Origin of the sequence: Pseudomonas sp. BR20, assembly GCF_050780135.1 — a bacterium.
Classification (GTDB): domain Bacteria; phylum Pseudomonadota; class Gammaproteobacteria; order Pseudomonadales; family Pseudomonadaceae; genus Aquipseudomonas.
This window is the reverse complement of sequence record NZ_CP172012.1, coordinates 1,203,974-1,217,289: the sequence shown is the minus strand read 5'-3', so window position 1 is coordinate 1,217,289 and position 13,316 is coordinate 1,203,974. Positions and strand designations below refer to the sequence as shown.

At 58.7% G+C, this 13,316-nt stretch carries 18 protein-coding genes; 10 read left to right on the top strand and 8 right to left on the bottom strand.

What is annotated here, in order from left to right:
* Positions 1–8: 8 nt before the first annotated feature.
* From mlaD to ACHPFG_RS05415, 3 genes are read right to left on the bottom strand one after another with little or no spacing between them, the layout of a single operon-like run.
* Positions 9–476 carry an outer membrane lipid asymmetry maintenance protein MlaD gene (mlaD, locus tag ACHPFG_RS05425; protein WP_003171814.1) on the bottom strand — a complete coding sequence of 156 codons (468 nt, stop codon included), beginning with the start codon at positions 474–476 and terminating at the stop codon, positions 9–11.
* Positions 476–1,273, bottom strand: a complete 798-nt coding sequence (gene mlaE / locus ACHPFG_RS05420) for a lipid asymmetry maintenance ABC transporter permease subunit MlaE (RefSeq protein ID WP_065938534.1) — start codon at positions 1,271–1,273, stop codon at positions 476–478. The genes mlaD and mlaE overlap by 1 nt, the downstream gene beginning before the upstream one ends.
* Positions 1,273–2,082: an ATP-binding cassette domain-containing protein gene (locus ACHPFG_RS05415; protein ID WP_003171811.1), complete on the bottom strand. Its 810-nt coding sequence runs from the start codon at positions 2,080–2,082 to the stop codon at positions 1,273–1,275. Before ACHPFG_RS05415 ends, mlaE begins: the two co-directional genes overlap by 1 nt.
* Positions 2,083–2,393: 311 nt before the next feature.
* Here ACHPFG_RS05415 and ACHPFG_RS05410 point away from each other — a divergent pair, with 311 nt between their 5' ends.
* The 10 genes from ACHPFG_RS05410 to ACHPFG_RS05365 all read left to right on the top strand — a co-directional run bounded on the left by ACHPFG_RS05410 (position 2,394) and on the right by ACHPFG_RS05365 (position 9,403).
* The gene (locus ACHPFG_RS05410) at positions 2,394–3,368 is read left to right on the top strand and encodes a KpsF/GutQ family sugar-phosphate isomerase (RefSeq protein ID WP_431701772.1); all 975 of its coding nucleotides are present in this window, start codon (positions 2,394–2,396) and stop codon (positions 3,366–3,368) included.
* Entirely contained in the window at positions 3,369–3,893 is a 525-nt protein-coding gene (locus tag ACHPFG_RS05405) for a KdsC family phosphatase (protein ID WP_131698421.1), read from the top strand.
* Between the two features lie 8 nt (positions 3,894–3,901).
* Positions 3,902–4,474, top strand: a complete 573-nt coding sequence (gene lptC, locus ACHPFG_RS05400; RefSeq protein ID WP_090409415.1) for an LPS export ABC transporter periplasmic protein LptC — start codon at positions 3,902–3,904, stop codon at positions 4,472–4,474.
* The gene (gene lptA, locus ACHPFG_RS05395) at positions 4,461–4,994 is read left to right on the top strand and encodes a lipopolysaccharide transport periplasmic protein LptA (RefSeq protein WP_027604809.1); all 534 of its coding nucleotides are present in this window, start codon (positions 4,461–4,463) and stop codon (positions 4,992–4,994) included. The genes lptC and lptA overlap by 14 nt, the downstream gene beginning before the upstream one ends.
* Complete coding sequence (gene lptB, locus ACHPFG_RS05390; protein WP_027604810.1) at positions 4,994–5,719, top strand: LPS export ABC transporter ATP-binding protein; 726 nt, start codon at positions 4,994–4,996, stop codon at positions 5,717–5,719. The genes lptA and lptB overlap by 1 nt, the downstream gene beginning before the upstream one ends.
* A 185-nt stretch (positions 5,720–5,904) precedes the next feature.
* Entirely contained in the window at positions 5,905–7,398 is a 1,494-nt protein-coding gene (locus ACHPFG_RS05385) for an RNA polymerase factor sigma-54 (RefSeq protein WP_065924292.1), read from the top strand.
* A 75-nt stretch (positions 7,399–7,473) separates the two neighbouring features.
* Complete coding sequence (gene hpf, locus ACHPFG_RS05380) at positions 7,474–7,779, top strand: ribosome hibernation-promoting factor, HPF/YfiA family (RefSeq protein ID WP_090409416.1); 306 nt, start codon at positions 7,474–7,476, stop codon at positions 7,777–7,779.
* A 10-nt stretch (positions 7,780–7,789) separates the two neighbouring features.
* A complete protein-coding gene (gene ptsN / locus ACHPFG_RS05375; RefSeq protein WP_131698423.1) occupies positions 7,790–8,254 on the top strand; it encodes a PTS IIA-like nitrogen regulatory protein PtsN in 465 nt (154 codons plus the stop codon).
* A 2-nt stretch (positions 8,255–8,256) separates the two neighbouring features.
* Positions 8,257–9,114, top strand: a complete 858-nt coding sequence (gene rapZ, locus ACHPFG_RS05370) for an RNase adapter RapZ (RefSeq protein WP_027604814.1) — start codon at positions 8,257–8,259, stop codon at positions 9,112–9,114.
* A gap of 16 nt (positions 9,115–9,130) precedes the next feature.
* Positions 9,131–9,403, top strand: coding sequence for an HPr family phosphocarrier protein (locus tag ACHPFG_RS05365; protein WP_131698424.1), 273 nt, complete (start codon positions 9,131–9,133; stop codon positions 9,401–9,403).
* A 36-nt stretch (positions 9,404–9,439) separates the two neighbouring features.
* Here the strand turns inward: ACHPFG_RS05365 and ACHPFG_RS05360 are convergent, their stop codons facing one another.
* Genes ACHPFG_RS05360 through ACHPFG_RS05340 form a run of 5 tightly spaced genes read right to left on the bottom strand, consistent with a single transcriptional unit; the run spans position 9,440 to position 13,200 of the window.
* Positions 9,440–10,333: a ZIP family metal transporter gene (locus tag ACHPFG_RS05360; RefSeq protein ID WP_431701771.1), complete on the bottom strand. Its 894-nt coding sequence runs from the start codon at positions 10,331–10,333 to the stop codon at positions 9,440–9,442.
* Positions 10,334–10,366: 33 nt separating this feature from the next.
* On the bottom strand, positions 10,367–10,978 hold the full coding sequence (locus ACHPFG_RS05355; protein WP_131698426.1) for a superoxide dismutase: 612 nt from the start codon (positions 10,976–10,978) through the stop codon (positions 10,367–10,369).
* Between the two features lies 1 nt (position 10,979).
* Positions 10,980–11,408: a hypothetical protein gene (locus tag ACHPFG_RS05350; RefSeq protein WP_431701770.1), complete on the bottom strand. Its 429-nt coding sequence runs from the start codon at positions 11,406–11,408 to the stop codon at positions 10,980–10,982.
* A gap of 27 nt (positions 11,409–11,435) precedes the next feature.
* Positions 11,436–12,812: a class II fumarate hydratase gene (locus ACHPFG_RS05345; RefSeq protein WP_259242158.1), complete on the bottom strand. Its 1,377-nt coding sequence runs from the start codon at positions 12,810–12,812 to the stop codon at positions 11,436–11,438.
* Positions 12,805–13,200, bottom strand: a complete 396-nt coding sequence (locus tag ACHPFG_RS05340) for a FagA protein (RefSeq protein WP_339541696.1) — start codon at positions 13,198–13,200, stop codon at positions 12,805–12,807. The genes ACHPFG_RS05345 and ACHPFG_RS05340 overlap by 8 nt, the downstream gene beginning before the upstream one ends.
* Positions 13,201–13,316 lie beyond the last annotated feature (116 nt).

The following is a 13,316-nucleotide window of genomic DNA, read 5'->3' as shown; positions in this document are numbered from 1 at the left end:
CAGATTCCTCATTTAGCGTCTTTATTGACCGTATTGAGCAGGAATTTACCGATCAGGTCTTCAAGCACCAACGACGACTGTGTGTCGTGGATTGTCGAGCCATCCTTGAGCAGGGCTGTTTCCCCGCCCACGCTGACACCGATGTATTTCTCGCCCAGCAGACCCGCAGTGAGGATAGATGCAGTGGAATCGGTAGGCAGATTATCTACCTTCTTGTCCAGCTGCATCGTCACTCGACCCGTGAAGCTGTCACGATCCAGATCGATTGCCGTGACCTTGCCGATGGTGACACCGGCCATGGTCACTTTAGCTCTGACAGTCAAACCAGCGATATTGTCGAAGTACGCGTAAAGTTTATAAGTATCGGCGGTGGGGCTGGCCGAAAGGCCGCTGACTCGCAGGGCCAGCAACAGTAAAGCCAGGATGCCAGCCAGCAAGAAAAGGCCGACACCGATTTCCACAGTGCGGTTTTGCATCAGAAATCTCCAAACATCAAGGCGGTCAAAATGAAGTCAAGACCCAGTACTGCCAGTGAGGCGTACACAACGGTCTTGGTGGTGGCGCGACTGATCCCTTCTGAAGTGGGCTCACAGTCATAGCCTTGGAATACGGCGATCCAGGTCACTACAAAGGCGAAGACGATGCTCTTTATGACGCCATTGAGCACGTCACCGCTGAAAGTCACGCTGTTTTGCATGTTGGCCCAGTAGGAGCCGTCGTAGACGCCCAGCCAGTCCACTGCCACCCAGGAGCCGCCCCAGATACCGACCACGCTGAAGATCATCGCCAGCAAAGGCAGGGAAATAAAGCCGGCCCACAGGCGCGGGGCAACAATGTACTTGAGCGGGTCCACGCCGATCATTTCCAGGCTGGACAACTGCTCGGTGGACTTCATGTTGCCGATTTCGGCAGTCAACGCGGAACCCGCCCGTCCGGCGAACAGCAACGCGGTCACGACCGGCCCCAACTCACGCAGCAGCGTCAGGGCAACCATCTGCCCCACCGCCTGCTCCGAACCGTAGCTGGACAGGATATTGAAGCCCTGCAACGCCAGCACCATCCCGATGAACACCCCGGAGACCACAATGATCACCAGGGACATCACGCCCACCGAATGCAGTTGCTTGATCAACAGGCCGAAGCCGCCACCAATGCCACCGCGGCCGAGCAAGGCGTGAAACAGGAAAATTGTCGAGCGGCCCAGCACTTCGACGATGTCGATACCGGATCGACCGAAAAGGCGAACCTTCTCGATGAGAGATGTCTTGCGCATCAGCGCTTCCCCAGAAGGTCTGAGCGGTAATCCGCTGCCGGAAAGTGAAAAGGCACAGGGCCATCTGGATCGCCGGTCATGAATTGGCGAATACGTGGGTTGTCGGCGTTCATCAGTTCTTCAGGCGTACCCTGCCCCAGCACCTGGCCATCGCCCACTACATAGAGGTAGTCGGCAATGCTCGCGGTTTCTGCAAGGTCGTGAGAGACCACGATGCTGGTGATACCCAGCGCATCGTTGAGCAGACGAATCAGGCGCACCAGCACGCCCATGGCAATCGGATCCTGGCCGACGAAAGGCTCGTCGTACATGAGGATCTGCGGGTCGAGGGCAATGGCACGCGCCAGGGCCACACGGCGCTTCATGCCGCCGGACAGTTCGTCGGGCATCAGGTCGATGGCACCACGAAGGCCTACGGCCTGCAATTTCAGCAACACAATGTCACGAATCATTTCGTCGGACAGCTGGGTATGCACCCGCAACGGAAACGCCACGTTCTCGAACACATCGAGGTCGGTAAACAGCGCACCGCTCTGGAACAGCACCCCCATATGCTTGCGCGCATCGAACAGATCGCTGCGTGACAAGGTCGGCAGGTTCTGGCCGTTGACCCACACTTCACCGGCGCTGGGGCGCAATTGCATGCCCATCAGACGCAACAGCGTGGTCTTGCCGCAACCGGACGGACCCATGATGCCCGTGACCTTGCCGCGGGGAATGCGAATATCGACGTTATTGAAGATGCTGCGCGTCCCGCGCTTGAAGGTCAGTCCCTTCAGCTCGACCGCGTAGGCGTTATCGGCACTCATCTAAACTCCTTGGGATGCAGCCTCTCACTCAGACACCATGCATGCGACAAACGTTTGCAACGGTGACGCATATAGATAGCCTCATGGGCTGGGCGGACTGAACTGGCGGCGAACTATATCACTGCTGGTACAGGGCGCCCAAGGCCGGAACAGCGCTAGTTCAGTTTAGGGACAGGGAAAAAACGTTGCTGGCTATGTTACTGAGGATCGATCTCAGGTACTCGTTGAATAAAGCCTGACGAACTTGCGTGAGGGAATTGATCATTACCGCTATAATCGCCGACTTTTCGTCAGGCTATACGACTTCAGACATGAGCCAATCCAGCGACCTTATTCAATCCGCGCAACGCACCATCCGCCTCGAAGTTGAAGCCGTAGAAGGCTTGCTGGCTCATATCGACGCAGATTTCGTACGCGCCTGCGAGATGATTCTGGCCAGCAAGGGCCGTGTTGTCGTGGTCGGCATGGGCAAGTCGGGCCACGTCGGCAACAAGATCGCCGCCACCCTGGCCAGCACCGGGACCACCGCATTTTTCGTACATCCGGCCGAAGCCAGCCACGGCGACATGGGCATGATCACTAAGGATGACATCATCCTGGCGCTGTCCAACTCCGGCACCACCAACGAAATCGTGACCCTGCTGCCGCTGATCAAGCGCCTGGGCATCAAGATGATCAGCGTCACCGGCAACCCGGAATCAACGCTGGCCAAGGCTGGCGACGTGAACCTGAATGTTCACGTGGACCACGAGGCCTGCCCACTGAACCTGGCGCCGACCTCCTCCACCACCGCCGCCCTGGTCATGGGCGACGCCTTGGCCGTAGCGCTGCTGGAAGCCCGCGGATTCACCGCTGAAGACTTCGCGTTTTCCCACCCAGGTGGTGCCCTGGGCCGCCGTCTGTTGCTGAAAGTGGAAAATGTCATGCATTCGGGCGAGGAATTGCCCCACGTCCAGCGCGGCACCCTGCTGAAGGACGCGCTGATGGAAATGACCCGCAAGGGCCTGGGTATGACCGTGATCCTGGAAGCCGATGGGCGCCTGGCCGGGGTATTCACTGACGGTGATTTGCGCCGCACCCTGGACCGCGCCATCGATATCCGCACCGCAACCATCGACGCCGTGATGACCCCCCATGGCAAGACTGCACGCCCTGAAATGCTGGCAGCCGAAGCATTGAAGATCATGGAAGACCACAAGATCGGCGCACTGGTGGTGATCGATAGCAACGACCACCCGGTTGGCGCCCTGAACATGCACGACTTGCTGCGTGCGGGAGTGATGTAAATGACCAGCGACCTGTTGCAACGCGGCAAACACATCAAACTGGCGATTTTCGACGTTGACGGCGTGCTGACCGATGGCCGCCTGTACTTTCTCGAAGACGGCAGCGAATTCAAGACGTTCAACACCCTCGACGGCCAGGGCATCAAGATGCTGATGGCTTCGGGCGTGCAAACGGCGATTATCAGCGGCAGAAAAACCCCCGTTGTGGAACGCCGCGCACAAAACCTCGGTATTCCTCACCTGTATCAGGGCCGCGAGGATAAACTGGTGGTTCTGGACGAGCTTCTTGGCAAACTCAACCTAAGCTATGAGCAGGTCGCCTATCTGGGCGATGATCTGCCTGACTTGCCGGTCATTCGCCGAGTAGGCCTGGGCATGGCCGTCGCCAATGCGGCGACATTTGTTCGCGAGCACGCCCACGGCATCACCACCGCCCGTGGCGGCGAAGGTGCCGCCCGCGAGTTCTGTGAACTGATCCTGCGAGCCCAAGGCAGTCTTGAAGCGGCCCACGCCGCCTACCTATAGAGCGTTTTATGCTGAGCAAAAAGATTCGCAACTTCCTGCTATTCGGAGTCATCGCCGCGCTGTTCCTTGCGGTGGGCTACTGGAATATCAGCCCGGGGCGCTTCCTCGACCAGCCTGCCGCGCAGGTTGACGGCGGGGCCATCGACTATTACGCCACCAATGCCTATAGCGTGCAGTTCCTGCCCGACGGCAAGGTGCAGTACGAAATGACGTCGGACAAAGTCGAGCATTTGAAGGCCACGGAAGTCACCCTGCTGACCAACCCGGACCTGAACCTGTACCGCGGCACCGAGTTTCCGTGGCATGTCACGAGCAAGCGTGGCGAGGTGAACCCGGACGGCACCGAGGTAGAACTGATCGACTCGGTACGCGTTGCGCGTACTGACGCGAAAAACCGTGACACCGTGATTACCAGCAGTCGCATGACCGTATTCCCACAGAAGCAATATGCGCAGACCGAGCAAGACGTTAGAATCGACGGCGCTGGCGGTGTATCGACTGGCAAGGGAATGAAAGCGTATTTGAAAGAAAGCAGGATACACCTGCTATCGAACGTAAGAGGACAGTATGAGGCTCGTTAAAACTCTCCCTATTTTGCTCGGTCTGGGCGCAGCACTGGGAAGCGTGAGCGCCTGGGCTCTGCCGAACGATAGCCAGCAACCGATCCACATCTCGGCTGACGATGCGCAACTGGATGACAAGCAAGGCGTCGCCACCTATACCGGCGGCGTGATCATCACCCAGGGTTCGATGAAGATCACCGGCAACACGGTGACACTGACGCGCACCCAAGCGGGCGATATCGACGTGGTGACGTCGGTGGGCAACCTGGCTTACTTCGAACAGAAGCAGTCGGCTACCGACACCGGCCCGATGAAGGGCTACGGCAAGACCATCCAGTATCACGCCCAGCAGAATCGCATCGTGCTGATCGACCAGGCCAAGGTACTCAGCCCCGATGGCAACTCCACGGAAGGTGAAAAGATCACCTATGACACCGTGAAGCAGATTGCCAACGCCGGTCGCGCCAATGGCAGCAAGGTCACCGCGCCACGCCCCCGTATCGACATGGTTATCCAGCCGAAGAAGAAGGCCGAGTAATGGCAACCCTGAAAGCCCAGCATCTGGCCAAGGCCTATAAAAGCCGTCAGGTCGTGCGCGACGTCAGCCTGTCGATCGACAGCGGCCAGATCGTCGGCTTGCTTGGCCCCAACGGCGCCGGCAAGACTACCTGCTTCTACATGATTGTCGGCCTGGTCCAGGCGGACCAAGGTCGCGTACTGATCGACGACCTGGATGTAAGCCACCAGCCAATGCACGGGCGCGCCCGTGCCGGTATCGGCTATCTTCCGCAGGAAGCGTCGATCTTCCGCAAGCTGTCGGTATCCGACAACATCATGGCCATCCTTGAAACCCGCAAGGAACTCGACCGTGAAGGCCGCCGCAAAGAATTGGAAAGCCTGCTTCAGGAATTCCACATCAACCACATTCGAGACAACCTTGGCATGAGCCTGTCCGGTGGCGAGCGGCGTCGCGTGGAAATCGCCCGCGCCCTGGCCACCGCCCCCAAGTTCATCCTGCTGGACGAACCGTTTGCCGGCGTCGACCCCATCTCGGTCGGCGACATCAAGCAGATCATCCATCACCTCAAGGCCAAGGGCATCGGTGTACTGATCACCGACCACAACGTGCGTGAGACCCTCGACATCTGTGAAACCGCGTATATCGTCAACGATGGTCAGCTGATCGCCGAAGGCGACTCTGCCACCATCCTGGCCAACGAGCTGGTCAAGGAAGTGTACCTGGGTCACGAGTTTCGCCTGTAAACACCGTGGTGTCACGGCCGCTCGCCAAAGCGCGCGGGAGTCAATGAAAACCTCCGGATTTTTATTGTTACCGCGCTCTAGGCAAAGCCCCCGATATCAGGCATATAATTTGCTTATGTTTGGCGCTCACGCGCCCTGTCGTGGATGGCGCATTGCGCCGGCGAATAAGGTGTTAAGCCCCTGCCATGAAACCATCGCTAGTCCTGAGAATGGGCCAGCAGCTGACGATGACACCGCAGCTGCAACAGGCCATCCGCCTGCTCCAATTGTCGACCCTGGACCTGCAACAGGAAATCCAGGAGGCCCTGGAGTCCAATCCGATGCTCGAACGCCAGGAAGAAGGCGACGACTTCGATAATGCAGACCCACTGGCCGACAACATCGAGCAAAAACCCAATTCCGACGTACAGGAACCCTCCTACCAGGAAACCGCCCCCACGGTGGATAACCTGGAGGAAGGCGATTGGAACGAACGTATTCCCAACGAGCTCCCGGTGGACACCGCCTGGGAGGATGTCTACCAGACCAGCGCCAGCAGCCTGCCCAGCAATGACGATGACGAGTGGGACTTCACCACCCGCACTTCCGCCGGCGAGAGCCTGCAGAGCCATCTGCTGTGGCAACTGAACCTCGCGCCGATGTCGGACACCGATCGCCTGATCGCCGTGACCCTGATCGACTGCATCAATAACCAGGGCTATCTGGACGAGACGCTGGAGGAGATTCTCGAGGCCTTCGACCCGGAACTGGACATCGAGCTGGACGAAATCGAAGCGGTCCTGCACCGCATCCAACAATTCGAGCCCGCCGGCATCGGTGCCCGCACCCTGAGCGAATGCCTGCTGCTGCAACTGCGTCAGTTGCCCGCCAAGACCCCATGGCTCGCCGAGGCCCAGCGCCTGGTCACCGACTACATTGACCTGCTGGGCAGCCGCGACTACAGCCAGTTGATGCGGCGCATGAAGCTCAAGGAAGACGACCTGCGCCAGGTCATCGAGCTGGTGCAAAGCCTCAACCCGCGTCCAGGCTCGCAGATTGAGTCCAGCGAAGCCGAATACGTCGTTCCCGACGTGATCGTGCGCAAGGACAACGAACGCTGGCTGGTGGAACTGAACCAGGAATCGGTGCCGCGCCTGCGGGTCAACCCGCAATATGCCGGTTTTGTGCGCCGCGCCGACACCAGTGCCGACAACACCTTCATGCGCAACCAGTTGCAGGAAGCGCGCTGGTTCATCAAGAGCCTGCAAAGCCGCAACGAAACCCTGATGAAAGTGGCCACCCAGATCGTCGAGCACCAGCGCGGCTTCCTGGAATATGGTGACGAGGCGATGAAGCCGCTGGTCCTGCACGACATCGCAGAAGCAGTGGGCATGCACGAATCGACGATTTCCCGGGTGACCACACAAAAATTCATGCATACCCCACGGGGTATTTATGAGTTGAAATACTTTTTCTCCAGTCATGTCAGCACCTCGGAAGGCGGTGAATGCTCGTCTACGGCAATCCGCGCGATCATCAAAAAACTGGTTGCTGCTGAAAATCAGAAAAAGCCGTTGAGTGACAGCAAGATCGCTGGTTTACTGGAAGCACAAGGCATTCAGGTCGCCCGTCGAACCGTCGCCAAGTACCGCGAATCCCTTGGGATCGCGCCTTCCAGCGAGCGTAAGCGTTTGATGTGACGGGCGGGCCACAGCGTTCCAGTGGCGGGTATTCCTACCCGCCGCTTTATGCACTGGCAACGAAGGAGAAGCTGTATGCAAGTCAACATCAGTGGACACCATATAGAAGTCACCCCTCCACTACGCGACTACGTCGAGCAGAAGCTGAGGAAGCTTGAGGGCCATTTCGACAAGATCACCAACGTGCAGGTCATCATGAAGGTCGACAAGCTTCAGCAGAAAATCGAAGCGACACTTCAGATACCCGGTGGAGAAGTGGTCGCCAATGCCGAACATGAAGACATGTATGCATCAATCGACTTGCTCACAGACAAGCTTGACCGCCAACTCAAAAAGCATAAGGAAAAGAATCTGAGCCTGCTTCAGGGCACAGGTCGTTAACTCTCCCCCCATGATCCGACTTGAAACCATCCTGACCCCCGGCCGTTCCCTCGTGAACGTGCCGGGCGGCAGCAAGAAGAAAGCCCTCGAACAAATTGCCAACCTGATCAGCAGCCAAGTGCCTGATCTGGAGATGCAGGATGTCTTTGAGGCTCTGATCGCCCGTGAAAAACTCGGTTCCACCGGTTTTGGCAACGGCATCGCCATTCCTCACTGCCGCCTCAAAGGCTGCGAGACACCTGTCAGCGCCCTGCTGCACCTGGACGCACCTATCGATTTCGACGCGATCGACGGTGCCCCGGTGGACCTGCTTTTTGTTCTGCTGGTCCCCCAGGCCGCCACCGATGCACACCTGGAACTGCTTCGGCAGATCGCAAGCATGCTCGACCGCAAGGAAGTACGCGACAAACTGCGCAGTGCCAGTAGCAACGAGGCGCTGTACCAAGTTGTCCTGGATGAGCAAAACGGGCAGTAATCATGCGTTTGATCATCGTCAGCGGCCGCTCCGGCTCAGGTAAAAGTACCGCCCTCAACGTTCTTGAGGACAACGGATTCTATTGCATCGACAACTTGCCGGCCGGACTGCTCCCGGAATTGGCAGAGCGGGCACTGATCCATACCGAATTGGCGCAACCCCTGGTCGCCGTTTCGATTGACGCCCGCAACCTGCCGAGCCACCTCACGCGTTTTCCGGAATTGCTCGAAGAAGTGCGCGCCAAGCACATTCACTGCGATGTGCTGTATCTGGACGCCGACGAAGAAACCCTGCTTAAGCGCTTCTCAGAGACCCGTCGACGTCACCCCCTCAGCAGCCCACACCGTTCTCTGGCCGAAGCCATCGAGGATGAAACCAAGCTGCTGGGGCCGATCATTGACCTCGCCGATCTCAAGATCAACACCACCAGCCTCAACCTGTATCAGTTGCGCGATGCCATCAAGCTACGCCTGCTGAACCAGCCGGAGCCTGGCACGGCATTTCTGGTCGAGTCCTTTGGGTTCAAACGTGGCATGCCGGTGGATGCCGACCTGGTGTTCGACGTGCGCTGCCTGCCCAATCCTTATTGGAAGCCGGAACTGCGTGACCAATCGGGGCTGGATCAGCCAGTGGCCGATTACCTGGCCGCGCAACCGGATGTGGAGGAGATGTTCCAGGACATTTCCAGCTACCTGCTCAAATGGTTGCCGCGTTTTGCCGCGAGCAATCGAGCCTATGTCACCATTGCCATCGGCTGCACCGGCGGCCACCACCGTTCCGTCTACCTGACCGAGCGCCTGGGCCAGGTGCTGCAACAAACCCTCAAGAACGTCCAGGTTCGCCACCGCGACCTTAGCTGAAAGGAACACCCCCGCGATGCCCGCTCTGGAAATTGAAATCATCAACAAGCTGGGCCTGCATGCCCGCGCCTCGGCCAAATTCGTTGGTATTGCCGGGCAGTTCCCTTGCCAGGTCCGCGCCGGGCGCACACCGGAGAGCATGGTCGATGGCAAAAGCATCATGGCGATGATGATGTTGGCGGCCGGCAAGGGCACCAAGATTCATCTGAGCACCGAGGGCGAGCAAGAGCAGGAAGCAATGGACGCCCTGGTGGCGCTGATCAACAACTTCTTTGATGAGGGTGAGTAAAACTCACCCGTTGAGGCGGGTGTGAAGCTAGAGGCTTCACCCCAAGGCGGTATCCATCACCATCATCAAGCAGAACCCGATGCACAACCCCAGGCTCGCAAGCTTTTCGTGACCATTGCGGCGCGACTCCGGGATCACTTCGTGGGTGACCACCAACAACATCGCGCCAGCGGCCAGCGCCAGGCCCAACGGCAACAGCACCTCGGCCAGGGTCACCAGCCAGGCGCAAAGCACGGCGAACACCGGTTCCACCAAGCCTGACGCGGCGCCGATCAGGAATGCCTTGACCCGCGACATCCCTGCCCCAGCCAAAACCAGCGCAATGACCAAACCTTCGGGCACATCCTGCAAAGCAATGCCCATGGCCAGACTGTCGGCATCCGGCATGCCGCCGCCGGCTGAGACGCCAACCGCCATGCCTTCGGGGATGTTGTGGGCGATGATGGCAAACACGAACAGCCAGATGCGCGGTGGAATCACCGGTTTATCCGGCGTGCCCACCAAAATCTCCGGGCTGGCGCCGGAGACCTTGCGGTCCACCAGGTACAAACCGAATGCCCCCAGCATGATGCCGAAGCTGATAAGCCCCCCTGCGCCCCAGGGCGAAAGGCCAAGGGTTTCGGCAGCGGCAATACCCGGTACGACCAGCGAAAAGGCGGTCGCCGCCAGCATCACGCCAGCACCGAAGCCCAACAAGGTATCGCTCAACGCCAGCGGCATCCGCCGAATCACCAAGACCGGAACCGCCCCCAGCGCCGTGCCAAGCGCGCAAATCGCCCCGCCCTGCAAGGCGCGCATGATGCGCGGCTCCAGATCCAGCCAGGCCAGCCCGTGAGCCACCAGCAATGCAGTACCTGCCAATAGCAGCAGCGAGCCAAACGCATAACGAAACATTCGCACGCTGCTGATCGCCAGTGTTTCAGTGCCCATAGTCGGCCTTAGATCTTGTTATCGAAGTGAATGTCAGGCCAACGCGGCCTGATAGCGTGCGGCAACTTCCGGCCAGTTAATAACACTGTAGAAGGCATTGATGTATTCAGGACGACGGTTCTGGTACCGCAGGTAATAAGCATGCTCCCAGACGTCCAGGCCGAGGATCGGCGTATTGCCATTCATCAGTGGGCTGTCCTGATTGCCGCTGCTTTCCACTATCAGCATCTTTTGCGGGGTGACGCTCAGCCAGGCCCAGCCGCTGCCGAAACGGGTCAAGGCGGCTTTGGTGAAGGCCTCCTTGAAACTGTCGAAACCGCCGAGCTGTTCTTCAACAGCTTTTCCCAACGCACCGTCGGGCTTGCCGCCACCTTTAGGTGACATCACTGCCCAGAACAGTGAGTGGTTAGCGTGGCCGCCGCCTTGGTTGATGACGGCCGCACGCAGTTTTTCCGGCAGCTGCTGCACGCTGGACACCAGTTTCTCTACAGGCCAGCCCGCAAATTCGGTGCCCTCGACCGCAGCATTGAGGTTATTGATGTAGGTCTGGTGGTGCTTGGTGTAGTGAATCTCCATGGTTTGCGCATCGATATGCGGTTCCAGGGCATCGTAGGCATAGGGCAAGGCAGGCAAGGTGTAGGTCATATCAATGTGCTCCGTATTGAGACGTGGTCGGCTGCACCGCAGCACCGCCCAGTAAGCGATGGGTGCGCGGGTACTCACCGTGATCGCTGATGAAATTCAACAGTTCGACGTAAGTCTTGCTGCTCTGGCGCAGGGCCGCTTCGCGCAGCTGCGGGCTCAGGCGCACGTCCTGTATGGCCTGCAGCAAGCGCTGGTGAATAGCGCAGAGGTATTCGGCACTTTCCTCGGGCTGATTCAGGCGCAGGTGCAGGTCTGCCAGGTTGTGATGGGAAATGACATAAGCCGCGACTGCTTCGTCGGCATTCGCCCAGCGTTCGAACAGCACTTGAGCCAGGGCCAGGGCTTGCAGATAGGCCTCGCGAGCGTCAACCAACTCGCCCTGCATAAAGCAGTGATTGGCGCGTTCGATCGTGCGTTTCCAGTGCTCCATGGTGAGCCTCCAAAGCAGGGTCGGTGATTACACGCCGCCAGCCGTGAGTTTTTCCGGATCCAACAGGACTTCCAGTTGGTTACGGGGCAGGTCGGTGTGTTCAAGGGCTACCTCAATCACCGGACGGCCTTGCTGATAAGCCTTCTTGGCAATCTCGGCGGCCTTTTGGTAACCAATGATCGGGTTGAGTGCAGTGACCAGGATCGGGTTGCGCGACAACGCTTCCTTGAGCTTGGCTTCGTTGACCTTGAAGCTGGCGATGGCCTTGTCCGCCAGCAGGCGGCTGGCGTTGGCCAACAATTCGAGGCTGCTGAGCAGGTTCTGGGCAATGATCGGCAGCATTACATTCAATTCGAAGTTGCCGGATTGGCCGGCAACGGTAATCACCGTGTCATTGCCGATGACTTGTGCAGCCACCATGGCCGTGGCTTCCGGAATCACCGGATTGACCTTGCCTGGCATGATCGAGGACCCCGGCTGGAGGCCTTCCAGTTCGATCTCCCCCAGGCCGGCCAGCGGGCCGGAGTTCATCCAGCGCAGGTCGTTGGCGATTTTCATCAGCGATACGGCGGTGGCCTTCAACTGGCCGGAGACGGCGACGGCAGTGTCCTGGGAGCCGATCAGCGCGAACAGGTTCTTGCCGGGAGTGAATTTCACGCCGGTCAGGCTGCTCAGCTGTTGGCTGAAACGTGCCGAAAACTCCGGATGTGCGTTGATCCCGGTGCCCACAGCGGTACCGCCCTGGGCGAGAGCCTGCAGGGCCGGCAACAAGTCCTGCAGGTGACCGATATTGGCCTTGAGTTGCTGCGCCCAGCCATTGAGCACTTGGCTCATGCGCACGGGCATGGCATCCATCAGATGAGTACGGCCGGTCTTGATGAACGGGTGAACCTCTTCGGCTTTCTGCTCGATCACTTGTACCAGATGCTGCAAGGCCGGCAGCGTTTGCTCGTGCAGCACCAGCGCAGCACTGACGTGGATGGTGGTCGGAATGATGTCGTTGCTGCTTTGGCCACAGTTCACATGATCGTTGGGATTGACCGCTTCGCCAAGCAAACGGCTGGCGAGCGTCGCAATCACTTCGTTGGCGTTCATGTTCGAACTGGTGCCGGAACCGGTCTGGAAGATATCCACAGGGAAGTGCTGCATATAATCGCCTTCGAGCAAGCCTTGGGCGGCATCGACGATGGCTTTGCCCTGCCCTTCACTGATCTGCTTGAGGTCGACGTTGACCTTGGCAGCCGCCGCCTTGGCCAGGATCAGTGCGCGAATGAACTGCGCCGGCATGCGTTGGTGGCTGATCGGAAAGTTGTTCACCGCGCGCTGGGTTTGCGCACCGTACAAGGCCTCGGCGGGGACTTGCAGTTCGCCCATGCTGTCGCGTTCGATACGGGTGTTACTCATCGTTAGATCCTTGCACCAAGTCGGAGTGAGAGATTGATGGCAGCAATTCGCAGGTCGCCAATTGCCAGGCAAAGGTCTGCCAGCGCTTGAGGCGGCAGGCACAGTGAGAGAGTTTTTCCAGGTCGCGTAATGGGCGCCAGGCCTGGTCAAGGCAAACGGAGCGCCAATGCCACGGCAGTGCAATATCGCTGGCGGTGTCGATCAGCAGGCGGAATGAGGTTTCAGCGATGGTCCACGGATGGGTCGCGGTACAACACGCCAGGTATCGGCCCTCGTTGAGGTAATGTTCGATCAGGCGAGGTTCATTGGGATCCAGACCACAGCGAATCTGGCGACTCATCCAGCGCCAGCTTTCCAGGTAAGGATCCTCATGCAGGACAGAACTCATGATCCACACTCATCCGGTAATGATATTTATTATTAAATGATATTGAGAATCAAAACAAGAGCGACACCTCAAACCTCCTGAAACACGCCCACAAAAAAGGCGCGCCATCCGTAAGA